Source organism: Phytohabitans sp. LJ34 (genome assembly GCF_052068095.1).
Lineage (GTDB): Bacteria > Actinomycetota > Actinomycetes > Mycobacteriales > Micromonosporaceae > Phytohabitans.
In genome coordinates this window covers 159,381-183,715 of the sequence record NZ_JBQHDG010000024.1, presented here as the reverse complement: position 1 = coordinate 183,715, position 24,335 = coordinate 159,381, and the positions used below count along the sequence as shown (strand labels likewise).

The window sequence follows — 24,335 nt, the reverse complement described above, 5'->3', positions numbered from 1 at the left end:
GGGATTTCGGCGAGCGCTGCGAGCCGCCGGCCGGGAGCGGTGCCCGCGGGAGCATACGGTCCGCCGCTGACGCGGACATGGGCAAATATGCCTCGAAGAAAACGTCACGACCGGCGACGCCTTCCGCGAAGGGTGGGCCTGCTTGGAGGGTGGGCGGCGCGGGTACGGGCGGGAGATGAGGATCGCGCATCGCACGGTCGAGGTGGACGGGGCTCGCGTCTTCTACCGGGAGGCTGGGCCGCCGGACGGGCCGGTCGTGCTGCTGCCGCACGGGTACCCGTCGTCGTCGTTCCAGTTTCGGCACTTCATGGCCGCGCTGGGCGACCGATGGCGCCTGATTAGCCCGGATTATCCCGGCTTCGGCTACAGCGTGGCGCCCGCCGGCTTCGCCTACACGTTCGACGCGTACGCGGGGTTTCTCCGCCGCTTCGTCGACACGCTGGAGTTGCGCCGCTACGCGATCTACCTCCAGGACTACGGCTCGCAGTTCGGGCTGCGGCTGGCCATGTCGGCGCCGGATCGGGTGGCCGCGCTCATCATCCAGAACGGTGACATCTACCCCGACGAGCACGGGCCGAAGTACGCGCCGCTGAAGGAGTACTGGGCGAACCCGACCCCCGAGGGCCGCGAGAAGCTCAAGGCGGCGGTGAGCGAGGAGGGGTTCCGGGACGAGTTCGTCGGCGAGATCCCCGCGCACCTGCGCGAGCGGGTGAGCCCCGACCTGTGGCGGCTGTCCTGGTCGGTGCTCGGCGACCCGGAGCGGCGGGAGAACGTCACGACGCTGCTGGCCGACCAGGGGAGCACGGTCGCGTGGTTTTCGCGGCAACAGGCCTACCTGCGCGAGCATCAGCCGCCGGCGTTGATCGTGTGGGGGCCGGAGGACGGGTACATGCCGGCGGGCGCGGCCCGCGCCTATCTGCGGGACCTGCCGGACGCCGAATTGCACCTGCTGGACGGGGCCGGGCACTGGCTGCTAGAGACACATCTGGACGAAGCGGTCACACTGGTCCGAGATTTCCTTGATCGCGTGCACGGCACCTGACAACCGGATCGTCTGCCGTACCCGTCTCAGGGGTTGATGACCGTGACGGAAGGGCGGGCGATGCCTGACGCTTCGGAAGAGGAGTACGTCGAGTACGTCTCGGCGCGGATTCCCGCGCTGCGGCGGCTGGCGTACCTCCTGGCCGGCGATGAGCACCGCGCCGACGACCTGGTCCAGCAGACCATCACCCGGCTGTACGTGAAGTGGCGGCACGCGCGGGCCGCCGACAACATCGACGCGTACGTGCGGACCATGCTGGTGCGCACGTACGTCGACGAGCGGCGGCTGGGTTGGGCACGGGTCCGGCTGTTTCGCGACGCGCCGGAGCCACCGCCGCTCCACAACGACGGGATCGAAGACCGCCAGGTCGTGCGGGCGGCGCTGCGCAAGGTGCCGCGCCGGCAGCAGGCCGTGCTGGTGTTGCGGTTCTTCTACGACCTGTCGGTGGACGAGGTGGCCGGGATGCTCGGCTGCTCATCCGGCACGGTCAAGAGCCAGACCGCTCGCGGGCTCGCCACACTGCGGCGACTGCTCGGGGAGCGGGAGCTGGCGGGGTTCTCCACCAAGCAATAAACGAGGAGCCGATAGATGCCATCCGAAGTAGATCTGCTGCGGTCGCTCGACGCCGAGCCGCGTACACCGTCCACGGTGGACATCCGGCGGGCGATCGCGGACGGGCGCCGCCACCGGGTCCGCCGGGGCGTGGGGTACGCGGGCGCCGCGACCGTGACCGCCCTCGCCGTCGCGGGCGTCTCGGTCGCCGGCGGGCTTGCCACCGGTTCGGCGCCGCAGACCGGGGCGACCGGTGAGCCGCCGCCCACCACCGCGTCGGCCGTGCCGAAGGGGGAGTACACGATCCCGGGCACGCCGGATTGGCGCGCGCCCGTCACGCCGCCACCGACCTCCTGCACGCTCGAACAGCTGCCCACGCCCGACGGCGAGCCGATGGCGCTCATCTCCGGCGGCGACCCCACCGGCCGCTACCACGTCGGGCGCTCCTACCCGAAGGGCGGCGGCTACCAGGCGGTCATCTGGAACGACGGCGCACCGAAGAAGGTGATGCTCCCTGGCGACCTGGAGGAGTCGCTGCGCGACGTCAACTCGTCGGGCACCGCGGTCGGCTGGAGCTACGCCGGCGGTGAGGACGACAGCGGCCCGGTCCCGTACGCCTACCACGACGGCGAGGTGTCCAAGCTGCCGGGCGTGCGCCGCGGATCCGCGTCGGCGATCAACGAGGCGGGCGCGATCGTAGGCGACGACGACGCCGGTCACGCGCTGGTCTGGCCCTCGCCGGCGACCGCGCCGATCCGGCTGCCGGTCCCCGCCGGCACCAAGGAGGCGACGGCCGTCGACATCGACGAAGACGGCACCACCGTCGGCAACGTCGGCAACAACCGGGCCTACGTCTGGTTCCCGGACGGCACCCACCGCGCGCTCCCGGTGCCCGACCTCGACGGCAAGCCGGGCGCGACCACCCGGGTCTTCGCGATCCGCAACGGCTGGGCGACCGGCCTGGTCGCCCACGAGGGTGCCGCCAGGGGCATACCCGGCGGCGCGGAAGCCGCCAAGTCCGGCGGCGGTAGCGTGCCGATCCGGTGGAACGTCCGCACGGGTGAGGTGATCCGGTTCGACGGGTTGACAGGCCCCGCGGACGCGGTGAACGCGCAGGGGTGGCAGGTCGGCATCGGCCAGCGGGACCGCGCGGTGCTCCTCGCCGGCGACGCCACCGTCGTGCTGCCGGACCTCGGCGAGCCGGGCAACCTCGCCACCATCGCCAACACGCTCAGCGACGACGGCCGCACCGTCGCCGGGCAGTCGGACGACTCGACCGACACGATCCAGGCGGTCGTCTGGCACTGCGAGTAGAGCCAGAGGAGGGTCGGCCCTCGTCGGGCCGACCCTCCTTCATCACCTGGCGCGCTGGAAGACCGTGATGAGCACACCGGCTCCGACGGTGGTCGCGCTGGTCAGCTTCCAGGCCGACTTGTCCGGGGTATCGGCGAACAGCCGCCGCCCCGTGCCGAGGATGACCGGAAACGTCATGAGGTGGATCTCGTCGACGAGGTCGCGGGCGAGCAGCCCTTGCGCCAGCCGGATGCTGCCGGCGACCGAGATCTCACCCTCCACCTCGGACTTGATCCGCGCCACGTCGTCGACCTGGATCACCCGGGTGTTGTTCCACTCTGGACTTTCCAGCGTGGTGGAGACGACGTACTTGGGCATCCCGTTGTACTTGTCGGCGAGCTCTCCTTCGTATCCCGGCCAAGCCGCGGCGAAGCCCTCGTAGGTGCGGCGGCCGAGGAGTAACGCGTCGGCGCCGAGCGCCTCGTCCACTTTGAACTGCTCGCCCTCCTCGCCGCGGTCGAACTCGAAGCTCCAGTTCGGATACTTGAAGTCCTCCCCGCCCGGCGCCTCCACGACGCCGTCGAGCGAGATGAACTCGGTGACTACGATCCGTCCCATGTCGTGCCCCCTCACTTGCCCACGAAGTCGCGCAGCGCGGCGGCGAGCACGGCGGGTGGGGCGCTGTGCTGCTCGCCCTCGACCGGGCGCAGCGTCGCGGTCGGCAGCAGCTCGGCGAGGGCCCGCGCGGCCGGGATGATAGACGGGAACGTGCGTATGCCGTACATCACCAGGACGGGCACGGTGATGGCGTCCCACCGGTCGCGGGGGAGCGGGTTGCCGGACATCGTGGTGCCCATGATGCGGCCGTCGTACGAGATGGTCGGCGCGACCGCCTCCATGATCGGCCAGAAGTCGCTCTTGCGGAGCATCTCGACGTCTTCGGCCGACCCGCCGACCGCGTCGGTCATGAAGATCGCGGCGGCGTCACCCGGACGCCCGGCGGCGACCGCCGCCTCGAGGCGCTCGACGTAGTCGGCGGGGAGCGGCGGGCGGCTGTCGTCGACGACGAACGGCGGCTCGAACAGCGCCAGCCGCGCGATCGGCAGCCCGGCCGCCGCGGCGTCGAGCGCCAGGACGGCCCCGGACGACCACCCGAACACGGTCGCCGGCGCGCCCGCGACCTCGATGAGCGCGGCGATGTCCTCGATCTCCCGCTCGACCGCGTACGGTGCGGTGTCCGTGCTGTCGCCACGCCCGCGGCGGTCGTAGGTGTAGGTCCGGAAGTCGCCGTCCAGCTCCTGGGCCAACTCCCGGTTGAGCGGGTTGATCGCCGGGTATGCGGTCGCGCCGTCGACGACGATGAGCGGCTCACCCGCCCCCCAGGCGTCGAATGCGATCACGGTGCCGTCGGCGGACACGGCGGCGGCTCGTGCGTTCTCGGACATTTCGCTTGCCCTTTCCTGATGTCGGTTGCGTGCGACTCACGTTAGGGGCCGGCGGTGTCCTCGATCTTGTACAGAAGCGACAGGGGCTCGGCCGGCTCCGGGCGGCGCAGCTCGGTGGCGGTGCGGCCGATGAAACGCTGGAGCGAGCGTGCCAGGTGCGGCTGGTCGTAGTAGCCGAGCAGGTCGACGACCTCCAGCGGGGTACGCCCCTCGGTGAGCAGGATCGCAGCCTGCCGGGCACGCTCGATCTGCCGGATGCTGCCCTGCGTGAGCCCCGTCGCCGCGGCCACCCGCCGCTGCACCGACCGCGTGCCGACCTCCGGTGACCCGCCGGCCACCACCTCGTCGACGAGCGGATCGCGCACGAGCACACCCTCCCGCACCAGCCGCGCCACGAACTGCTCCGCGCTGTCGAAGTCGGGCACCGGCCACTCGTCGCCCCGCAGCAGGAACGTCGTCGCGGTCGCGTGCGGACTCTCCAACGCCGAGTCGACAAGGCGCGCCGGCGGCAGATGCGGCATCGACGAGCCGTGCGCGAACGTGATCCCCCACGACTCCGCACCGTCACCCACGTCGACGCTCGTGACGGTGGTCTCCGGGCCGCGCACGGCGGCGTGGAGGCCGCCCTCCCACCGCCAGAACACGATCTCCCAGTTGGAGGTCGCGACCGACGTCATCCGGGCGACCCCGGACGCGTGGCTGCGCCAGACCCGGTGGATGTACGGCGAGTCCGAAGGCCGGTCCTCGTTTTCCAGGGGCACCCGCCGAGTCTGCCACGCGCCCACTTCTGTGTGCCTTACAAAAAGTTCGACATGTATGGACCGAAGTTTCGAGTGACAGGACTTAACATCTAGACGACACGCGCGAAACATCTTAGTCTCGCCTCAGGTTATCGCCAGACTCCAATGTGTCGGTGGTGATCGGCGTGATCGGCGCACGCCTGTCCGGAAGTTTGTTCGACAGGAAGCGAGACAGCCGATCATGTTCCGAAGATTGGCCTTCTGCCTTGCCTTGATCATGGCGGCGGTCGGCTTCACCACCGTCCCGGCCCAGGCGGCGGCGGACTTCAATGTTCTGGTCTTCAGTAAGACCGCCGGCTTCCGGCACGACTCGATCCCGGCCGGCATCGCCGCGATCCAGCAGCTGGGCGCGCAAAACAACTTCACCGTCGAAGCCACGGAGGACGCGGCGCAGTTCACCGCGGCGAACTTGGCGCGTTTCCAGGCGGTCGTCTGGCTCTCCACCACCGCGGACGTGCTGAACGCCAGCCAGCAGGCGGCGTTCGAGGGCTTCATCCGGGGCGGCGGGGGATACGCGGGCATCCACGCGGCGTCCGACACCGAGTACGACTGGCCGTGGTACGGCAACCTCGTCGGCGCCTACTTCGCCAGCCACCCGGCCAACCAGAACGCCACCGTGCGCATCGAGGACACGACGCACCCGTCGACGGCCGGGCTGCCCACGGCGTGGCAGCGGCTGGACGAGTGGTACAACTACCGGACCAACCCGCGTTCGCAGACCCACGTGCTGGCCACATTGGACGAGAGCACCTACACGGGTGGCTCGATGGGTGGGGATCACCCGATCGCGTGGTGCCGCGGCTACGACGGCGGCCGCTCGTGGTACACCGGCATGGGCCACACCATCGAGAGCTACGGCGAGGCCAACTTCCGCTCCCACCTGCTCGGTGGCATCCGGTACGCGGCCCAGGGGACCGGCAACTGCTCGACCGGCCAGCCGCCGCAGGCCGGCTACCGCCAGGTGACCCTCGCCAAAGGCGTCGCCGAGGTCGGCGAGCCGATGGGCCTGACCGTGCTGCCCAACCGGGGCGTGCTGCACACCTCGCGCGACGGCACCGTCCGCTACACCGACCCGGCCGGCAACACGAAGGTGGCGCTGACCATCCCGGTGTACACGCACGACGAGGAGGGGCTTCAGAGCATCAAGGCCGACCCGAACTTCGCGTCGAACCGCTGGGTCTACGTGTACTACGCGCCGCCACTGTCCACGCCGGCCGGTGACGCGCCGGCGACCGGCACGGCCGCCCAGTTCGCGCCGTTCAACGGGGTCAACCGGCTGTCCCGCTTCACCGTCAACGCCGACTTCACGCTCGACCCCAACTCGGCGGTCACGGTCCTGGACGTGCCGACCAGCCGCGGCATGTGCTGCCACGTGGGCGGTGACATCGACTTCGACGCGGCCGGCAACCTCTACCTGTCCACAGGGGACGACACCAACCCGTTCGACTCCAGCGGCTACACGCCGATCGACGAGCGGGCCGACCGCAACCCCGCGTTCGACGCGCAGCGCACCTCCGGCAGCAGCAACGACCTGCGCGGCAAGGTGCTGCGAATCCGGCCGAGCGCCGGCGGCGGGTACACGATCCCGGCCGGCAACATGTTCCCCGCCGGCACGGCCAACACCCGCCCGGAGATCTACGCGATGGGGTTCCGCAACCCGTTCCGGATGGCCGTCGACCGGGCGACCGGCGTCGTGTACCTCGGCGACTACGGGCCGGACGCCGGCACCAGCAGCCCCACGCGCGGGCCGGCCGGCACGGTGTCGTTCGAGCGCATCACGCAGCCCGGCTTCTACGGCTGGCCGTACTGCTCGAACTACAACACGCCGTACATCGACTTCACCTTCCCGTCCGGGCCGTCGGGCGCCGCGTTCAACTGCACCGGCGGGCCGGTGAACAACTCCCGCAACAACACCGGCATCACCCAGCTGCCGCCCTCCCAGACGGCGTGGCTGCCCTACGGCGGTGGGCAGGACCCGCCCGCGCTCTGCTGCGGCAGCCTGTCGCCGATGGGCGGCCCGGTCTACAACTACAGCGCCACGCTCGCGTCGGACGTGAAGTTCCCGGCGTCGATGAACGGCAAGGTCTTCCTCGGCGAGTTCGGCCGCCGGTGGATCAAGACGGCCACCGTCTCCGGCACCGTCGAGGCTTTCCCGGCGTACACCGGCACCCAGGTGATGGATCTGGAGTTCGGGCCGGACGGTGCCCTCTACGTGCTCGACTACGGCACCGGCTGGTTCGGCGGCGACGCAAACTCGGCGCTCTACCGGATCGAGTACCACTCCGGCGGTGGCCGGTCGCCGGTCGCGTCCGCCGCCGCGAACCCGACGAGCGGGAACGCGCCGCTGACCGTGCAGTTCAGCTCGGCCGGCTCCGGCGACCCGGACGGCGACCCGATCACCTACGCGTGGGACTTCACCACCAACGGCAGCACCGACTCGACCGCCGCCAACCCGGCGTTTACGTACACGACCAACGGCGAGTTCACCGCCACACTCACGGTGAGCGACGGCACCGGCCGCAGCGCGACGGCGAGCGTGGTGATCGGCGTCGGGCGGCCGACGGTCACGCTCGGCCTGCCGGCGAACGGGCGGGTGTTCAACTTCGGCGACGCCGTCCCGTATCAGGTGACGGTCAGCGACCCGAACGCGCCGACCGTCGACTGTGGCCGGGTGCGGGTCAACTACATCCTCGGCCACGACAGCCATGGCCACCCGATGACCAGCGCGACCGGCTGCTCGGGCACGATACAGACCACCGTGGACGGTGAGCACGACGCCAACGCGAACATCTTCGGCGTGATGGTGGCCGAGTACACGCCGGTCGGCGCGACCACGCCGGTGACCTCGCCGCAGGCCGTGCTACAGCCACGGACCCGCCAGGCCGAGCACTACAGCGGCCAGCAGGGCACCACCACCGTCGCCAAGCCGTCGGCCAACGGCGGCAACGCGGTCGGCTTCGTCGAAAACGGCGACTGGATCTCGTTCACCCCGTACAACCTGAGCGGCGTCGGCTCGTTCACCGCGCGGGTCGCGTCGGCCGGCACCGGGGGCACCATCTCCCTGCGCACCGGCTCGGCCACCGGCCCGGTGGTCGGCACCGCCACTGTCGCGCCGACCGGCGGCTGGGAGACGTGGACGGACGTCACCGGCACCGTCACGCCGCCGGCCGGCACGCACAACCTGTTCCTGGTGTTCACCGGCGGCGCCGGCTCGCTGTTCGACATCGACTCGTTCACCTTCAACGGCGGCACTCCGCCGCAGTCGCCCAATCTCGCGCTGAACAAGCCGGCGACGGCGTCCAGTGTGGAGGCGGCGGAGTATCCGGCGTCGAACGCGGTGGACGCTTCGGCGACGACCCGGTGGGCGAGTGCCTTCTCGGATCCGCAGTGGATCCAGGTGGATCTGGGGGCCACCTACACGGTGAGTCGGGTGCGGTTGGTGTGGGAGGCGGCGTACGGTTCGGCGTACCAGATCCAGACGTCGACGAACGGTACGACGTGGACGACGGCGCGGTCGGTGACGGGCGGCAACGGTGGTGAGGACGACAACACCGGTCTGAGCGCCCAGGCACGTTATGTGCGGATCAACGGGACCGCGCGGGGCACCGCGTGGGGGTATTCGTTGTTCACCTTCGAGGTCTACGGCGACCAGGGCCCGCCGCAGGCGACCAACGTGGCGCTGAACAAGCCGGCGACGGCGTCCAGTGTGGAGGCGGCGGAGTATCCGGCGTCGAACGCGGTGGACGCTTCGGCGACGACCCGGTGGGCGAGCGCCTTCTCGGATCCGCAGTGGATCCAGGTGGACTTGGGGGCCACCTACACGGTGAGCCGGGTGCGGTTGGTGTGGGAGGCGGCGTACGGTTCGGCGTACCAGATCCAGACGTCGACGAACGGCACGACCTGGACCACGGCGCGGTCGGTCACGGGCGGCAACGGTGGTGAGGACGACAACACCGGTCTGAGCGCCCAGGCACGATATGTGCGGATCAACGCGACCGCGCGCGGCACCGCGTGGGGGTACTCGCTGTTCACCTTCGAGGTCTACGGCAGCTGATCCACTACAGCGGCCCGGGAGCGTCGCGCTCCCGGGCCGCTGGCTCCCGGAAAGCGCTTGCCATATGATCAGCGTCAATCCCTGCGAATTGAGGCTCCGCTAAACCCACCGAATAACGCGCATATCTGGACCGACCGCCGCGTCGGCATGCCGTGTTGAGCGGATTTGGTGCAACAAACCTGCACATGGCCCCCATTGACTGGTTTGATTCCTTCTTCCTACGTTGGCAGGAAAGCGCATTCCAGCGCGGGGAGGTCCTTTCCATGCAGAAGGCAAGACGCCATCAGATCGCGCTGGTGGCCGGCATCACCGCGGCGGCCACCGCACTCGTGTTCACCATCGGAAGCGCGGCCAACGCGGCCACGCTCTTCTCCGACAACTTCGACGACGGCAACGCCAGCGGCTGGAGCACTTCCGGCGGCACCTGGTCGGTCTCGTCCGGCGCCTACTCCCAGTCGGGCACCGGCGCGAGCGCCAAGGCGCTGGCCGGCTCCACCTCGTGGACCACCGCCACGGCCTCGGCCCGGGTACGGGCCAACACGTTCAGCAGCTCGGGCTCGCGCGGGATCGGGGTGGCGGCCCGCGTGCAGAGCACGTCGAGCTTCTACGCGCTGGTGCTCACGCCGACCTCGGTGCAGATCCGCAAGGGCGCGACCACCACGCTCGCGTCGGCGTCCTTCTCGGCGAGCACCGGCACCTGGTACACGCTGACGTTGAGCGCGACCGGCAGCTCGCTGGTCGGCTCGGTCAACGGCGCCCAGCTGGTGTCCACATCGGACAGCTCGTACGCCACCGGGCGCGCGGGCCTGGTGGCCAACTACACGGCCGGCTCGTTCGACGACGTGCTGGTGACCGACGCGGCCGGCCCCAGCCCGACGACACCCTCCTCGCCGTCGGTCTCACCGTCGGTGTCGCCCTCCGCCTCGGTGTCGCCCTCGACGCCGCCGACCAGCAACCCACCGCAGCCCGGCGGGATCGTCGGCTGGGCCACCCAGGCCGGCGGCACCACCGGCGGCGCGGGCGGTGCGACGGTCACCGTGAGCAACTGGAACGACCTGCGCACCCAGGCGCAGGCGTCGGGCACCCGCACGATCCTCGTCAACGGGATGCTCAGCGGCTCGGGCACCATCGAGGTCACCGCCAACAAGACGATCCGCGGCGTCGGCGCCGGCTCCGGCGTCTCCGGCACCACCCTCAACATCGAGGACATGCAGCCGGCCAACGTCATCATCCAGAACATGAACATCCGCGGCGTGCCCGGCGGCGACGCGATCCAGATCGAGAACGCCACCCACATCTGGATCGACCACAACACGCTCTCCAGCACCATCGAGGACGACGTCGACTTCTACGACGGCATGATCGACATCACCCACGCCGGTGACTACATCACGATCTCGTGGAACGTCGTCCGCGACCACTGGAAGACCTCACTCGTCGGCCACTCCGACGGCAACGCGGGCGAGGACGTGGGTCACCTGCGGATCACGTACCACCACAACTGGTTCGACCGCACCTTCGAGCGCAGCCCGCGCGTGCGCTTCGGCGAGACGGTGCACGTGTTCAACAATTACTACACGAACGTCAACAACAACACCTCCTCGTACGCCATCGCGTCCACGATGGACGCCGGCGTGCTCGTCGAGGGCAACGTGTTCGAAAACGTGCAGCAGGCGTGCTGGTCGGCGAGCGGCTACGCGGACTCCGACCCGGGCCGCCTGGTGGCGCGCAACAACTCGCTCACCAACTCCGGACCCTGCGAGGTCAACGGGACGGTGGACCCCATCCCGTACGGCTACACGGCGGAGAACGTAGGCACCGTCAAGGCGACCGTCACCTCGGGCGCCGGCGCCGGCAGGATCTAGCCACCACGAGACGGTGGAGCCGGCGACCGGGCGTCGCCGGCTCCACTAGCGTGGACCGCATGACGCTGATCATCACGGACCTGCCCGCGGAGCTGCGCCTGACCGCCGCGCCCCGCACCGACCTCTTCGTCGACCCCGGCGGCTCCGCGCCCACACTCAACGCGGACCCGACCCTTGCCACACCGCCGGACGGCCCGTTTCAGCTCTCCGCCCGCGTCCGTGTCGACTTCGCCGGCACCTACGACGCCGGCGCGTTGCTGGTGTGGGTCGACGAGTCGACCTGGGGCAAGCTCTGCTTCGAACGCTCCCCGCAAGGCGACACCATGGCCGTCTCCGTGGTCACGCGCGGCCTCTCCGACGACGCCAACTCCTTCACCGTCCCGCCCGGCGACCCGCTGTGGCTGCGGGTCTCCCGCCTGGGCCCCAACTGGGCCTTCCACGCCAGCGTCGACGGCGGCCACTGGCACTTCGTCCGCCATTTCGCCCTGGGCGAGGGCGCGGCACCGGTGCGGGTCGGCTTCGTCGCCCAGTCACCCATGGGCGAAGGCTGCACGGTCACGTTCGACCACATCACCTTCACCCACGAGCTCCTGCCCGACCTCCGCAGCGGGGTGTAGCCGCGCCGTTTCCCCCAAGCGGATTTGCCCGCGCCAGCCGCACTTCCAGCCAAAGCACCCGCCACGCACCGAGTGTCGCCGCAAGGCCTTGATCGGCGGCGAGGGTGGGGAAGTCCTGGTGATCGTGGTCGTCTAGACCCCCGTCACGTGGGAGATGTCAGGGCCGCAGCGGCGGCGTGCATGATCGTTCGCCCGATACCTGCACTCTTCCCGGCGTGTCGTGTCGTTTCCGGGCGAACGATCCTGACGCCGTCCACATGCTGAGCCACATCCCCAACGAGTGGGAACGTGGGCCGGCGATCCGCCGGTCGGTCGGCCCCTAGCCGCAGCCACCCCACCAACAGAACGAACCAAGCCGGGGACGGCCCGGCCGGAGCCGGAGGCCCCGCCGGAGGCGCGCTAACCGCAACCAACAGCGGACGGCGAGGCCGCGGGCTTGCACCGCGGACCTGGCAGTGGAGGTCGGGGGTTTCGGCGAGCGCGCATGCGGTCCGCAGGTGACGCGGACGGGGGCAAATCCGCGTGAGTGGAAACGTCACGACAGGTGCGACCCGGAGGCGGCGACGGGTGACGGCGGGGTGGTGTGCGCGGCGAGGTGGGGGGCGAGCAGCCCGCGGAAGTGGCGGGTGGGGACTATGCCCAGTTCGTTCGCGAGGATGTGGCGGCACTGCTCGTACTGGCGGATGGCCTCGCAGATGTTGCCCTCGGCGAGGTGGACCTGGGCGACCACGCGGTGGGCGCTTTCCCGCAGTGGGTTGAGGCGGACGGCGGTGAGGCCGGCCTGGAGCGCGCGGTGGTAGTCGCCGTCGCGGGTGAGGAGTGCGGCCAGGTGCTCCAGGGCGTGGAGTTGTAGCTGGTGCAGGCGTTCGCGGTGGAGCATGACCCAGTCCTCGTACCAGCCGGGAAGCAGGTCGCCTGCGGACAGCACGGTCAGCGCGTCCGCTGGGGTCTGGCCCTCCTCGAGGATGGCGGCGGCGCGGCTGAGGATGCGGTCGACGTCGAGGCGGACGGCGGGGTCGAGGGCGATGGCGCCGCGCGCGGTCCGGACCAGGCCGGGGTGCTGGTGCCGGATCCGCCACAGGGCGGAGCGGAGGGCGCCGTGGGCGTGGCGTTCGTTGCACTCGGGCCAGAGTTGGCCGGCGATCCAGGCGCGGTCGTGCGGGCCCTGGAGGGCGAGGAAGGCGGCGAGTCGCTGGACGGCGGGGGTGGTGGCGACGGGGTCGGCGCCGCTCCGCAGCTCCCAGCGGTCGATGAGGGTCATCGACCACACGAGGGTGGGAAAGACGCCGAACACCAGTCCAGGTTTGTCCCCATTTGTCGCAGGGTCAATCGACCGAACGTGGCCGCTGCTCCCACATACGTCCCGCTTTTCTAGCTGGTCACCGGTCCGTTATCCGCGATCCGGTGACTACCCGGCGGTAGTAGCCCAGTGTGACGGCACGGTGACGCAGCGACAACGGAAGTGGTGTTAGCCACGGAGGGTTACCTGACGCACGCCGACCTGGGAGGCGGGGAACCCATGACGACATTGACGTGGCGGGCGCGCGGCCGATCGGCCCTGGCGCCGCTCCGGATCGACGGCCACGCTCTCCGACCTCGGATCAGCGTCGTCGTCCCCGCCCTCAACGAGCAGCGGAACATCGCCTGGGTCCTGCGCCGGATGCCGGCACTGGTGGACGAGGTGGTGCTGGTGGACGGGCGCTCGGCCGACCGCACCCGGGAGGTGGCGGGTGCGGTCCGCCCGGACCTCGTGGTCGTGACCCAGCGTGCCCGTGGGAAGGGTGAGGCGCTGCGGACCGGGTTCGCGGCCGCCAGCGGCGACATCATCGTGATGATCGACGCCGACGGCAGCATGGACCCGCAGGAGATCCACCGGTTCGTCACGCCGCTGTTGAACGGGTACGACTTCGTCAAAGGCTCGCGCTTTCTCAGCGGGGGCGGCTCCACCGACCTCACGCCCCTGCGCCGGCTGGGCAGCCAGGCGCTCGTCCGGATGGCGAACGGGCTCTTCCTCATCCGCTTCACGGACCTGTGCTACGGGTACTGCTCGTTCCGGCGCGCCTGCCTGCCCGCGCTGGCCCTCACCGCGCACGGGTTCGAGATCGAGACCGAGCTCGCGGTGCACGCACTCAAGGCCAACCTGCGCATCGCCGAGGTGCCCAGCTACGAGCTGCCCCGGCTGTCGGGCAGCTCGCACCTGCACACGTTCCGGGACGGGCAGCGCGTGCTGCGCACCCTGCTCCGGGAGCGGGTCTCCCGCCGGCCGCGGCCGGTCGTGGACCCGATCGACCAGCGCGCCCTGCGCGACTGGTGGGCGGTGCTGGAGGTCACCCGATGACCGTCGCCCTGCCGCGCCCGGCGCCGGCCAGCGAGTGGCCGGCGCCGGACCTACCCAGCCAGACGCCCGCCTGGCTGCGGTGCGTCTGCGCGGTCGGCGGCTACCGGGACGCGTCGCGGCTCTACGAGGTCGGTGACGGGCGGCGCCTCGTGCTCCCGCTGGTATGGCGCCGGGGACGCGGCGCCTCGCTGCCGCTGGGCTGGGGGCCGGGCGGGATCGTCGCGGACGGCGGGGTGCGCCCCGGCGACGTGCGCCTGGTCGGCGCCGACCTGGCCGGCCTGCGCGCGCTGGGTGTCCACATCAGACCCGACCCGGCGTACGCGGCGGTGTGGGAGGCGGCGATGCCGGCCGGCGTACGGCGTGAACGGCGGATGTCGCAGGCGCTGCCGCTGGACGGCGGCTTCGACCGGGTGTGGCGGACCCGCTTCCACTCCGACGCCCGCAACCGGGCGCGCCGCGCCGAGCGCCACGGCGTCACCGTCGAGCGAGACGACACCGGCCGGCTGCTGCCGGTCTTCCACGCGCTGTACGCGGAGTCGGTGGACCGCTGGGCGCGGCACGAGGGTGTGCCCCCGGCGCTGGCCCGGTGGCGGGCGGCCCGCCGGGAGCCGCCACGCAAGCTGCGGGCGGTGATGGCGGACCGGGCCATCGCCTGCCGGCTCTACGGCGCGTTCCTGGACGGCCGGCCGGTCGCCGTGATCGTCGTCCTCTTCGGCACCGGCACCGCGGTCTACTGGCGCGGCGCGATGGCGGACCGGCTCGCCGGCCCCTGCTACGCCAACTACCTGTTGCAGCGCACCGCCATCGAGGACGCGGTCGAGGCGGGATGCGCGGTCTACCAGATGGGCGACTCCGCACCGGACTCGCCGCTCGCGCTCTTCAAGAGCCGGTTCGGTGCGGTGGCGCAGCACTACGCCACGTACGACATCGAGACCGTGCCCGTCTCCGCGGTGGCCGGCCGGGCGCAGGCCGCGGCACGGCGGGTCCTGCGGGCGCGGGCGGACCGGAGCTAGCCATGGGTGCGGCGCGGTGGGTGGTGGTCGGGACCGCGGGCCTGGCCGCGCTGCTCGCGCTGACCGCGCTGCCACCGCGCCAGGAGTCGGCGCCGGTGGTGTCCGGGTACGACTGGGCGGCGCCCGCCGGCCACCGGCCGCACCCGAGCGGGTTCGCGGTGGGCGTGACGCACACCCAGTACTCCATCGACGACTGGGGCGACGAGGCCGCCATCGACTCCGCGCGCGGCGTGCTCAGGGCGGCCGCGACGTACCAGAACCAGCATCTGTTCGGCTGGGGCGCGCTCAACCCCGAGCCGGCGCCGGGCGTCTACGACTGGGAGTCGCTGGACCGCCGCATGGAGCTGATCCGCGCCACCGGCGGCACGCCGGTCCTCACCCTCTGCTGCGCGCCGGACTGGATGAAGGGCGGCCGGGCCGGCGAGACCGACTGGAACAGGCTGCACACCGCGCCACTGCCCGAGCACTACGGCGACTTCGCCGACCTGGCGGTGCGGGCCGCCGAGCGCTACCCGGACGTGCGGCACTTCCAGGTGTGGAACGAGCTGAAGGGCTTCTGGGACGACGCCGCCGAGCGCTGGGACTACGAGGCCTACACGCGCCTCTACAACACGGTCTACGACGCGCTCAAGCGGCGCGACCCGGGACTGTCGGTGGGCGGGCCGTACGTGGTGGTGGAGACCTGGGCCAGCCGCTCGGCCGGCGGGCACCCGTCCGTCCTCTCCGGACAGTGGGGGACCGTCGACCAGCGCAGCCTCGACGTGCTCGGCTACTGGCTGCGGTACAAGCACGGCGCGGACTTCGTCGCCGTGGACGCCGGCATGGTCACCCGGGACGAGGGGCCGCTGTCCCGCGACGCCCGGGTCAACACCGCGGTCTTCGGGGCCGTCACCGCCTGGCTGCGGCAGATCACCCCGCTGCCGGTGTGGTGGAGCGAGTTCCACGTGGGCCGCGCCGACTCGGGCGGCCAGCCGCGGCTGCTGGCGACCGCGGTCACCGCGCTGCTGCACATGGCCGAGCAGGGCGCGGCCGTGGCACTGGTCTGGCAGCCACAGCGCGGCGCCGAGGAGGCACACGGGGTACGGCCGCCGGCGCTGTGGAGCTCCACCGAGGTGGCCGGCGGCGGCCGCCCGCTGGCCTTCGCCGAGGCGCTGGCGTGGATGCAGGAGGTGCTCGCCGACCCGGCCGCGACGCCCGTCGCCTGGCCGGCGCCACACGTCGGCCGGCTGAACGGGCGGACCGGCTCCGTCGCCGTCGACACGCTGCCGCCGTACGAGGTGCGGTACGTACCGGCGGGAGGTGCGCCGTGACCGCCGTCCAGACGGGACTGTCCGCACTCGACGGTGCCGGCGTGCGGTGGTCGCTGATGCACGGCTGCGCCGGCGGGCGGGACGTCGACGTGCTGGTCGCCCCGGCCGACCTGGACCGGGCGATCGCCGCGCTGGAGCGGCGCGGCCTGCGCCGGGTGGGCCGGCGCCGGAGGTCCGGCGCGTTCCTGACCGGGTGGGCGCGGTTCGACCTGATGACCGGCTTCGCCTTCGGGCGGCGCGGCGAGCTGCGGATGGCGGCCGCGCGTGCCTGCCTGACCCGGCGGCGGCGGGCGGACGGCGCCTGGCTGCTCGCGCCGGAGGACGAGTTCTGGGCGCTGCTGCTGCACTGCCTGCTCGACCGCGGCGGCTTCGCCGACCGGCACCGGCGCCGGCTCGGCACGCTCGCCCCGGCCGCCTCGCTGTCCGGCCCGGTCGTGCGGGCGCTGCCCCCGGGCGTACCGATCGCGATCCTGCTCGCGCACGCCCGGGCCGGGCGCTGGCCGGCACTCGTCGCCGTACGACCCCTGGTGGTGCGTGCCTGGTGGCGGGCGGCGCCGGTAGCCGTGGGCGCGGCGCGTACCCGGGCGGCGGTACTGCGCACGGCCCGGCCGCTGCTGCGCGCGTGGAACCGGCGCGGCGCGAGCGTGGTGCTGCTCGGCCCGGACGGCGCCGGCAAGTCGACGCTCGCCGTCGGGATCGCGGCCCGGTCCGGCCGGCCCGTGCGCCTTGTCTACATGGGACTGTGGCCACGCAGCGGGGCGCCCTCGCCCGGACCGGTCGGTGTGGCACTCCGGCCCGCCCTCGTGTGGTGGCGGTACCTCGGCGCGCTGCGGCACCGGGCGTTGGGGCGGCTTGTCGTCTTCGACCGGTACGTGTACGACGCCATGCTCCCGCCGAGCCCGCCGCTGGTCCGGCTCAAGCGCCCGTACCTGTGGCTGCTGCGCCGCTCCTGCCCGGCGCCCGACCTGACCGTGGTCCTCGACGCACCGGGCGGTGTGATGGCGCGGCGGTGCGGCGACCGGGGCCGGGCCGAGCTGGAGGCCGAGCGGGCGCACTTCCGCCGGATCGCCGACCGCGTCCCGCGCGCCGTCCGGATCGACAGCGACCGGCCGCCCGAGGTCGTGCTGGCGGACGTCCTGGCCCACATCGGGCGGCTCCACGCGTCCCGGCGGCTGCGATGAGACGGCCGTCGCGGGCCTGGTTTTCCGCCGCCGCCGCCACGCTGCCCGGCCCGGCCTGGCGGGTCACCCGCGTCCGGGTCAGCGACACGCTCGTGGCGGTCGCGGTGGCCAGCTGCGACGCGACCGGCCGGCGGGTGGTGCTGAAGGTGCCGCACACCGCCGAGGGCGCGGAGAACCTGCGCCGGCAGGCCACGGCGCTCGCCGCCCTGTACGCCGACCCGCGCCTGGCCGGCTGGCGCGCGGTCGTGCCCCGCCCGCTTGGCCAGGCCGCACTGGCGGGACGGCCGTACTGGGTGGAGGAGGCGCTGCCGGGTGCGCCCGCGCGTACCCTCGACGGCGCCGAGCGGGTCGTCACCGACCTGCACGCCCGGACCGCACAGTGGACGGTGCTCGGCGCGGCCGAGGTCGACGCGTGGATCGATCGGCCGCTGCGCCGGATCGGGCGGGGGGCCGACCGGCTGCGGGCCGAGCTCGTCACCGCCGTCGCCGGACGCCGCGCCCGCACCAGCTGGATCCACGGCGACTTCTGGACCGGAAACGTGCTCGCCGAGGGCGGCCGGGTCACCGGGATCGTCGACTGGGACCGCGCCGGCCCGGGCCAGCTCCCGCTGCACGACCTCGTCCACATCAGAGTGATGGCGACCCGCGCCGAGCTGGGGGACGTGGTGGTCCGCGCGCTGCGCCACGGCCTGGCCGCCACGCTGCGCGTCGACACCGGGACCGCACTGTCCTGGCTGGACGGCATGCCCGAGCGGCCCGCCCTCCTTCTCTACTGGCTGCGCCACGTCGCGCTCTTCATCGACTCGGAGGGACACCGTGACAACCCACGCTGGCTACGCGGCAACGTCGACCGCGTACTCGCCCGTATCTGAGCCCACCGTCGTCATCTGCGCCTACACCTCGCGCCGCTGGCCGATGATCGTCCGTGCGGTCCGCTCGGCACGCACCCAGCGGACCGCCGCCGAGCGGGTCGTGCTGGTCATCGACCACAACCCGGCGCTACTGGCCCGGGCGGCAGCCGCGTTCCCCGGCGTGACCGTGGTGCCCAACGCCGGGCCGCGCGGCCTCTCCGGCGCCCGCGACACCGGCGTGGCCCACGCCGGCACGGAGATCGTCGCATTCCTCGACGACGACGCCGAGGCGGACGGCGAGTGGCTCGCCCGGCTCACCCGGCTGTACGCCGACCCGGACGTCGTCGCCGCCGGTGGTGCCGCGGTGCCGGACTGGGAGACCGGGCGGCCGCGCTGGCTGCCGCCCGAGTTCGACTGGGTGGTCGGCTGCGCGCATACAGGGCTGCCGCGGGCGGTCGCGCCGGTGCGCAACCTGATCGGCTGCAACATGTCCTTCCGGCGCGACGCGCTGCTGCGGGCCGGCGGTTTCGACCCGGCGCTCGGCCGGGTCGGCGGCGACGCGGCCGGCTGCGAGGAGACCGAGCTGTGCATCCGCCTGCGCGGCACGGTGCTCTACGACCCGGCCGCGGCGGTGCGGCACCGGGTGCCCGCCGAGCGCGGCACCTGGCGGTACTTCCGCCGCCGCTGCGCCGCCGAAGGCCGCTCCAAGGCCGTCGTGGCCCAGCTTGCCGGCGCCGGGGCGGCGCTGTCGGCCGAGCGGGACTACGTGCGCCACACGCTGCCCCGCGCCTTCTGGCGTTCGCTGACCGCCGGAAGGTTGCGCCAGGCGGGGGCCGTGGTCGCGGGGTTGGCAATCACCGCGGGCGCCTACCTCGTGGCACGGGCCGGCTACTTCGTCCACAAGCGACCGCCTCCACCGGAGCGGGTCCTCGCGGTGGATCTGGAGGACGGGATACCGGCGGTGCCGGCCGACGACCGGTACGCCGCCGCCCGGGTGCTGGTCCGCGTGCGGGGGGAGGTCCTCGGGGTGCTCCGCACCGACCTCCCGCCCGGCGGCCTCACCGCGCCGGCGCTCTCCGAGCTGATCCGGCGCCAGCTCGGCTGGGAGATCGACCACCAGGTCCGGCGGGCACCGGCCGAGACGCCGTTCGCCAGCGTGGTCGTGCCGACCTGCGGCCGGGAGACGCACCTGCGCCAGGCCTTGGCCAGCTTGACCACATTGGACTATCCACACTACGAGATCGTCGTGGTGGACAACCGGCCGGAGCGGCCCGGCACCGCCGGCCTCGTCGCCTCCTACGGCCCGCGGGTGCGGTACGTCGCCGAGCCCCGGCACGGCGTGGCGTACGCGCGCAACCGCGGGCTGGCCGAGGCGACCGGCGAGATCGTGGCGTTCGCCGACGACGACGTGGTGGTCGACCAGTGGTGGCTGCGTTCCCTCGTGGACCGTTTCGCGGACGCCGGCGTCGCCGCGGTCACCGGCCACGTGCTCGCCCGCGAGCTGGAGACGCCCGCCCAGCTGTGGATCGAGCGCTACGGCGGTTTCGGCAAGGGCTGCCTGCGGCGCCGCTTCGACGCCAGCGGGTACGAGACGGTCGAGCGCGGGCGGGTGCGCCGGGTGGCCGCCGCACCGCGGTCGCTGTACCCGTACCTGCCCGGCACCTACGGCACCGGCGCGAACGTCGCCTTCCGCACCGGTGTGCTGCGCGCGCTGGGCGGCTTCGACCCGGTGCTCGGCTCACCCGCCGCGGTACCCGCCGGCGAGGACATCGACGTGCTGATGCGGCTGGTGCTGGCCGGGCACGCCCTCGCCTACGAGCCGTCCGCGATCGTGTGGCACGCGCACAAGCGGGAGCTGCGGGCGCTGCGGCGCACCATCTACGCGTACGGCGTCGGCCTCGGCGCGGTCATGGCCAAGAGCCTCGTCACGGCCGACCGGGTGGGCCGGCGCGAGCTGATCCGGCGGCTGCCGCGCGGCATCGTGTACGCCTTCTGGCCGCGGTCGCCGAAGAACGCCGGCAAGCGCGACGGCTACCCGGCCTCGCTGACCGCGCTGGAGCTGTGCGGCATGGCGCTCGGGCTCGCCTACTACGCGTGGGCGGTGTGCTTCGGGTCGGAACGAGCGCGGTCGTGAACGACCTGCGGCCGACCGCCGTCCCGGTGCTGTGCTACCACAGCATCAGCGACGACGCGCACGACGGGACCCTGCGCTGGTCGGTGTCGCCGGGCGACTTCGACGAGCAGATGGCGCTGCTGAAGGAGCGCCAGTGCACGCCGCTGACCGTCACCCGGTACGCCACCTGGCTGCTGGGCGACCTGCCGATGCCCGAGCGGCCCGTGCTGGTGAGCCTCGACGACGGGTACCGCGACCTCGCCACGGCCGCGCTGCCGGTGCTGCTGCGGTACAAGCTGTGGGCGACCGCCTACGTGGTCACCGGGCGGATCGGCGCGGGCCGGCCGGAGCTCGACTGGGACCAGCTCGCCGCGCTGCGGGCCGGTGGCGTCGAGATCGGCTCGCACAGCCACACCCACCGGCCGCTCGACTGCCTCGGCGCCGACGAGCTGCGCGCCGAGGTGACCGGCAGCCGGCACGTGCTGGAGGACGGGCTGGGCGCCGCCGTCGACTCGTTCGCCTACCCGTTCGGATACCACGGCGACCGGGTGCGGCGGGCGGTGCTGCTGGCCGGGTACACCTCCGCCTGCGCGGTGAAGCACGCCCTCAGCCACGGCGGCGACGACGTGTACGCGATCGCCCGCGTGCTCGTCGAGCGGGACGCCGGCGCCGCCGGCATCGACGCCCTGCTGCGCGGCGAGGGCCGGCCGCTGGCCTGGCGGGGCGAGCGGCTGCGCACCAAGGGCTGGCGGGTCTGGCGCCGCTTCCGATGGGCACTGGGGCCGGGGTCATGACGGCCTTGGGGGTGCGCAGCCCGCTCTACACCAACGTGTACGCGCTCAGCCTCAACACCGTGGCCAGCCTGCTGCTGGGCGGCGTGTACTGGGTCGTCGCCGCCCGCCTGTACACCCCCGAGGACGTGGGCACCGGCGCGGCGGTCGTCTCGACGATGCTGCTGCTGAGCAGCGTCTCCCAGCTCAGCCTCAACGGTGCCCTCGCCCGGTTCCTGCCGACGGCGGGCCGCGACGGCGGGCGGCTCGTCGCGGCCGCGTACGGCGCGAGCTGCGCCGCGGCGGTGCTGCTGAGCACGGTGTTCCTCGTCGTCGTGCGGCCGTCCTCGCCGCTGGCCGCGTCCGCGTTCGTGCTGTCGGTCGCGGCGTGGAGCGTGTTCACGTTGCAGGACAGCGTGCTGACCGCGCTGCGCGGCGCCGCCTGGGTGCCGGTGGAGAACGCGGCCTTCGGGCTCGCGAAGGTCCTGTTGCTGGTGCCCTTCGCCCTGCTGGTGCCGGGCCTGGGCATCTTCCTGTCGTGGAGCCTGCCGGTCGCCGTCGCGATTGTCCCGGTCACCCTGCTCGTCTACCGCCGCCTGCTGCCGCGCCTCGACGGGACACAGTGGACCGGCGGGCTGCCCGGACGTGGCGTGCTGATCCGCTTCGTGACGCTCGACTACGTCGCGTTCCTCTTCCTCCAGGCCGGCACGAACGCGCTGCCGGTGCTGGTGACCGCGGTGCTGGGCGCCGAGGCGAACGCCGTCTTCTACGTCGGCTGGCTGGTCGGCGGCTCGATCGGGCTGATCGCCGACCACTTCGGGATGTCGCTGACCGTGGAGAGCGCGGCCCGGCCGGGACACCTCGCCACGTACACCCGGCACCTGCTGCGCAAAGGGCTGCTGCTGTTCGCCCCCGGCGCGCTCGTGCTGTGCGCGTTCGCCCCGATGCTGCTGCTGCCGTTCGGCGACCAGTACGTCCGGGACAGCGCCACCCCGCTGCGGCTCTTCGCCCTCGCGGTGGTGCCGCGCTTCGCGGTCGCGGTCTACGTCGCGGCCTGCCGGGTGCGCCGCCAGGTCGGGCGGATCGTGCTCGCCGAGGCGGCGGTCAGCACGATCGTGGTGTCCCTCGCGGTGCTCACCATGCCGTCCTGGGGCGTTACCGGCGTCGGCGCCGCGTACCTCGTGGCCCAGCTCGCGGTGGCGGCGGCGGTGGCGCCGGCCCTCGTGCGCCTGGTGCGGAGCGCGCCGTGAGCGGGCCCGGCGCGATGCCCGCGCGCGCCCTCCGGCCGGCCACCGCGTGGCGCCGGGTGGCCGAGGTCGCGACCGCCGCACCCGCCCCGGTCGCCCTGCTGGCCGGCCACGCCGCGCTGCGCGGGGCCGAGGAGGACGCGATCGGCTCACTCGGTCTCGTGGACGTGCTGCCGATGCGCTTCTGGGCCGCGATCCTGCTGCTCACCGTCGGGTTCGCCGCCGCGCTTTTCCTGGCCGCGCGCCCGGTCGTGCTGGCGGGTTACGTGGTCGCGTTCACCGTCCTGCTGCACGGCGCGGCCTCCATAGTGGAGTCGATGCCGCGCTTCGTGCCGGCGTGGCTGCACGTCGGGTTCGCGGACTACATCGCCCGCACCGGCCAGGTGGCGCCCGACCTCGACGCCCGCTTCAGCTGGCCGGGCTTCTTCACGCTGTCGGCGATGCTCACCCGCGTCGCCGGGCTGCCCGACGCGATGCCGCTGCTCGACTGGATGCCGGTCGCGGCCAACCTCTGCTACGCGGCCGTCGTGTACCGCCTGGCCCGGTTGAGCTTCCCCGACTCGCCGGGCGCCTGGCTCGTGGTGTGGCTGTTCGTCCCGGCGAACTGGGTCGGCCAGGACTACTTCTCGCCGCAGGCGGTCAACTTCCTGTTCTACCTGCTGATCTTCGTCGCGCTGCTGGTGTGGTTCCGCACGTCCAGGTTGGACCGCCTGCGGCACCGCCAGCACGGAAGGCCGCGGCACGGCGCCGGCCCACCCGGTCGCACCCTCCGGCTCCCGCGTCCGATGTGGATACTGCGCCTGGCCGGGCTGCCACGGGCACCACTGCGCGGCGAGCCGGAGCCGGTCGCCGCCGGCGGCCGGACGCTCGCCGGCGTCATGGTCGTGGTGCTGTTGCTGTTCACCGCGAGCACGATGAGCCACCAGCTCACCCCGGTCGCGATGGTCGCGCCGGTCGTGACGCTGGTGCTGGCCCGCCGCTGCGCGGTACGCGCGCTGCCCGCCCTGCTCGTGGTCATCCTGGCCGGCTACCTCAGCTATCTCGCGCAGGCGTACTGGTCGGGCCACCTCGACGAGCTCCTCACGTCGTTCGGGCGGCTCGGGCAGACCGTCGACAGTGGAATCGCCGACCGCGTGCGGGGCGACCCCGGGCACCTGTTCGCGTTGCGGGTGCGGCAGTGGCTGACGCTCGGCGTGTGGGGGCTGGCGGCGTTCGGGGCCTGGCGCTCGATGCGGCGCGGCCGCGGCGACCTGGCCGTGTTCGTGCTCGCGCTGGCCCCGTTCCTGCTGCTGTTCGCGCAGAGCTACGGCGGCGAGGTGTTCCTGCGGGTGTACCTCTTCGCGCTGCCGTTCGCGGTCGTCCTGGCGGTCGCCGCGCTGCTGCCGGCGCGGCACACCGCGGTGGCGGCGGTGCTCACCGTGGTGGTCAGCCTGGCCATGACCGGCGCGTTCTTCGTGGCCCGCTACGGCAACGAGAGCTTCGAGCGAGTACGCCCCGGCGACGTGGCCGCCGTCGAATGGCTGTACGCCAACGCGGCACCGGGCTCGACGTTCGTGGCCTTGACGTTCAACGTGACGTGGCGGGCGCGGCACGTCGACGAGTACCGGTACACGCCGCTGACCGACGACCGGGGACCCGACGAGGTGACGGACATCGAGGCGACGATGCGCACCAACCCGCGCGGCGCCTACCTGATCCTGACGCCGGGCCAGTACGTGATGGCCGAGTCGTTCTTCGGCAGGCCATCCGGCTGGGGCGAGGCGATCGAGCGCCAGGTCGCCACCTCCGGCCTGTTCCGGCTCGTCTACGCCCGCGAGGGCGCCAAGATCTTCGTCCTGGCTTAG

General features: G+C 72.6%; 19 protein-coding genes. 15 read left to right on the top strand and 4 right to left on the bottom strand.

What is annotated here, in order from left to right:
- Positions 1-175 precede the first annotated feature (175 nt).
- The 3 genes from ACTMTJ_RS35885 to ACTMTJ_RS35875 are packed head-to-tail and all read left to right on the top strand — an operon-like array spanning position 176 to position 2,908.
- Positions 176-1,042, top strand: a complete 867-nt coding sequence (locus ACTMTJ_RS35885) for an alpha/beta fold hydrolase (RefSeq protein WP_441223141.1) — start codon at positions 176-178, stop codon at positions 1,040-1,042.
- A 60-nt stretch (positions 1,043-1,102) separates the two neighbouring features.
- Complete coding sequence (locus ACTMTJ_RS35880) at positions 1,103-1,615, top strand: SigE family RNA polymerase sigma factor (protein ID WP_441223140.1); 513 nt, start codon at positions 1,103-1,105, stop codon at positions 1,613-1,615.
- A 15-nt stretch (positions 1,616-1,630) separates the two neighbouring features.
- Entirely contained in the window at positions 1,631-2,908 is a 1,278-nt protein-coding gene (locus tag ACTMTJ_RS35875; RefSeq protein ID WP_441223139.1) for a hypothetical protein, read from the top strand.
- A gap of 42 nt (positions 2,909-2,950) precedes the next feature.
- On the opposite strand, the gene ACTMTJ_RS35870 is transcribed toward ACTMTJ_RS35875, so the two are convergent.
- The 3 genes from ACTMTJ_RS35870 to ACTMTJ_RS35860 are packed head-to-tail and all read right to left on the bottom strand — an operon-like array spanning position 2,951 to position 5,093.
- Positions 2,951-3,505 carry a dihydrofolate reductase family protein gene (locus tag ACTMTJ_RS35870; protein ID WP_441223138.1) on the bottom strand — a complete coding sequence of 185 codons (555 nt, stop codon included), beginning with the start codon at positions 3,503-3,505 and terminating at the stop codon, positions 2,951-2,953.
- 11 nt (positions 3,506-3,516) lie between these two features.
- A complete protein-coding gene (locus tag ACTMTJ_RS35865) occupies positions 3,517-4,332 on the bottom strand; it encodes an alpha/beta fold hydrolase (RefSeq protein ID WP_441223137.1) in 816 nt (271 codons plus the stop codon).
- A gap of 41 nt (positions 4,333-4,373) precedes the next feature.
- Entirely contained in the window at positions 4,374-5,093 is a 720-nt protein-coding gene (locus ACTMTJ_RS35860) for a helix-turn-helix domain-containing protein (RefSeq protein ID WP_441223136.1), read from the bottom strand.
- Positions 5,094-5,313: 220 nt separating this feature from the next.
- On the opposite strand from ACTMTJ_RS35860, the gene ACTMTJ_RS35855 reads away from it, so the two are divergent.
- The 3 genes from ACTMTJ_RS35855 to ACTMTJ_RS35845 all read left to right on the top strand — a co-directional run bounded on the left by ACTMTJ_RS35855 (position 5,314) and on the right by ACTMTJ_RS35845 (position 11,668).
- Positions 5,314-9,186: a ThuA domain-containing protein gene (locus ACTMTJ_RS35855; protein ID WP_441223135.1), complete on the top strand. Its 3,873-nt coding sequence runs from the start codon at positions 5,314-5,316 to the stop codon at positions 9,184-9,186.
- Between the two features lie 263 nt (positions 9,187-9,449).
- Entirely contained in the window at positions 9,450-11,051 is a 1,602-nt protein-coding gene (locus ACTMTJ_RS35850) for a pectate lyase family protein (RefSeq protein ID WP_441223134.1), read from the top strand.
- Between the two features lie 59 nt (positions 11,052-11,110).
- Complete coding sequence (locus ACTMTJ_RS35845) at positions 11,111-11,668, top strand: DUF1349 domain-containing protein (RefSeq protein WP_441223133.1); 558 nt, start codon at positions 11,111-11,113, stop codon at positions 11,666-11,668.
- 535 nt (positions 11,669-12,203) lie between these two features.
- Here the strand turns inward: ACTMTJ_RS35845 and ACTMTJ_RS35840 are convergent.
- Positions 12,204-12,929, bottom strand: coding sequence for an AfsR/SARP family transcriptional regulator (locus ACTMTJ_RS35840; protein WP_441223132.1), 726 nt, complete (start codon positions 12,927-12,929; stop codon positions 12,204-12,206).
- A 258-nt stretch (positions 12,930-13,187) separates the two neighbouring features.
- Here ACTMTJ_RS35840 and ACTMTJ_RS35835 point away from each other — a divergent pair, with 258 nt between their 5' ends.
- The 9 genes from ACTMTJ_RS35835 to ACTMTJ_RS35795 are packed head-to-tail and all read left to right on the top strand — an operon-like array spanning position 13,188 to position 24,335.
- Positions 13,188-14,006: a glycosyltransferase family 2 protein gene (locus tag ACTMTJ_RS35835; RefSeq protein ID WP_441223131.1), complete on the top strand. Its 819-nt coding sequence runs from the start codon at positions 13,188-13,190 to the stop codon at positions 14,004-14,006.
- Positions 14,003-15,019, top strand: coding sequence for a GNAT family N-acetyltransferase (locus ACTMTJ_RS35830; protein ID WP_441223130.1), 1,017 nt, complete (start codon positions 14,003-14,005; stop codon positions 15,017-15,019). The genes ACTMTJ_RS35835 and ACTMTJ_RS35830 overlap by 4 nt, the downstream gene beginning before the upstream one ends.
- Before the next feature lie 2 nt (positions 15,020-15,021).
- The gene (locus ACTMTJ_RS35825) at positions 15,022-16,329 is read left to right on the top strand and encodes a hypothetical protein (protein ID WP_441223129.1); all 1,308 of its coding nucleotides are present in this window, start codon (positions 15,022-15,024) and stop codon (positions 16,327-16,329) included.
- Positions 16,326-17,510 carry a hypothetical protein gene (locus ACTMTJ_RS35820; RefSeq protein WP_441223128.1) on the top strand — a complete coding sequence of 395 codons (1,185 nt, stop codon included), beginning with the start codon at positions 16,326-16,328 and terminating at the stop codon, positions 17,508-17,510. Before ACTMTJ_RS35825 ends, ACTMTJ_RS35820 begins: the two co-directional genes overlap by 4 nt.
- The gene (locus ACTMTJ_RS35815; RefSeq protein WP_441223127.1) at positions 17,507-18,382 is read left to right on the top strand and encodes a phosphotransferase family protein; all 876 of its coding nucleotides are present in this window, start codon (positions 17,507-17,509) and stop codon (positions 18,380-18,382) included. The genes ACTMTJ_RS35820 and ACTMTJ_RS35815 overlap by 4 nt, the downstream gene beginning before the upstream one ends.
- On the top strand, positions 18,327-20,495 hold the full coding sequence (locus ACTMTJ_RS35810; RefSeq protein ID WP_441223126.1) for a glycosyltransferase: 2,169 nt from the start codon (positions 18,327-18,329) through the stop codon (positions 20,493-20,495). Before ACTMTJ_RS35815 ends, ACTMTJ_RS35810 begins: the two co-directional genes overlap by 56 nt.
- Positions 20,492-21,268, top strand: a complete 777-nt coding sequence (locus tag ACTMTJ_RS35805) for a polysaccharide deacetylase family protein (RefSeq protein WP_441223125.1) — start codon at positions 20,492-20,494, stop codon at positions 21,266-21,268. Before ACTMTJ_RS35810 ends, ACTMTJ_RS35805 begins: the two co-directional genes overlap by 4 nt.
- Entirely contained in the window at positions 21,265-22,494 is a 1,230-nt protein-coding gene (locus ACTMTJ_RS35800; protein ID WP_441223124.1) for a lipopolysaccharide biosynthesis protein, read from the top strand. Before ACTMTJ_RS35805 ends, ACTMTJ_RS35800 begins: the two co-directional genes overlap by 4 nt.
- On the top strand, positions 22,491-24,335 hold the full coding sequence (locus tag ACTMTJ_RS35795) for a hypothetical protein (protein WP_441223123.1): 1,845 nt from the start codon (positions 22,491-22,493) through the stop codon (positions 24,333-24,335). The genes ACTMTJ_RS35800 and ACTMTJ_RS35795 overlap by 4 nt, the downstream gene beginning before the upstream one ends.

Excerpts from the sequence above, each read along its gene's own strand:
- ACTMTJ_RS35845 (WP_441223133.1), top strand. The coding sequence starts at position 11,111 with ATGACGCTGATCATCACGGACCTGCCCGCGGAGCTGCGCCTGACCGCC.
- ACTMTJ_RS35880 (WP_441223140.1), top strand. The coding sequence starts at position 1,103 with ATGCCTGACGCTTCGGAAGAGGAGTACGTCGAGTACGTCTCGGCGCGG.
- ACTMTJ_RS35835 (WP_441223131.1), top strand. The coding sequence starts at position 13,188 with ATGACGACATTGACGTGGCGGGCGCGCGGCCGATCGGCCCTGGCGCCG.
- ACTMTJ_RS35800 (WP_441223124.1), top strand. The coding sequence starts at position 21,265 with ATGACGGCCTTGGGGGTGCGCAGCCCGCTCTACACCAACGTGTACGCG.
- ACTMTJ_RS35870 (WP_441223138.1), bottom strand. The coding sequence starts at position 3,505 with ATGGGACGGATCGTAGTCACCGAGTTCATCTCGCTCGACGGCGTCGTG.
- ACTMTJ_RS35855 (WP_441223135.1), top strand. The coding sequence starts at position 5,314 with ATGTTCCGAAGATTGGCCTTCTGCCTTGCCTTGATCATGGCGGCGGTC.
- ACTMTJ_RS35865 (WP_441223137.1), bottom strand. The coding sequence starts at position 4,332 with ATGTCCGAGAACGCACGAGCCGCCGCCGTGTCCGCCGACGGCACCGTG.
- ACTMTJ_RS35875 (WP_441223139.1), top strand. The coding sequence starts at position 1,631 with ATGCCATCCGAAGTAGATCTGCTGCGGTCGCTCGACGCCGAGCCGCGT.
- ACTMTJ_RS35850 (WP_441223134.1), top strand. The coding sequence starts at position 9,450 with ATGCAGAAGGCAAGACGCCATCAGATCGCGCTGGTGGCCGGCATCACC.
- ACTMTJ_RS35815 (WP_441223127.1), top strand. The coding sequence starts at position 17,507 with ATGAGACGGCCGTCGCGGGCCTGGTTTTCCGCCGCCGCCGCCACGCTG.
- ACTMTJ_RS35830 (WP_441223130.1), top strand. The coding sequence starts at position 14,003 with ATGACCGTCGCCCTGCCGCGCCCGGCGCCGGCCAGCGAGTGGCCGGCG.
- ACTMTJ_RS35885 (WP_441223141.1), top strand. The coding sequence starts at position 176 with ATGAGGATCGCGCATCGCACGGTCGAGGTGGACGGGGCTCGCGTCTTC.
- ACTMTJ_RS35825 (WP_441223129.1), top strand. The coding sequence starts at position 15,022 with ATGGGTGCGGCGCGGTGGGTGGTGGTCGGGACCGCGGGCCTGGCCGCG.
- ACTMTJ_RS35840 (WP_441223132.1), bottom strand. The coding sequence starts at position 12,929 with ATGACCCTCATCGACCGCTGGGAGCTGCGGAGCGGCGCCGACCCCGTC.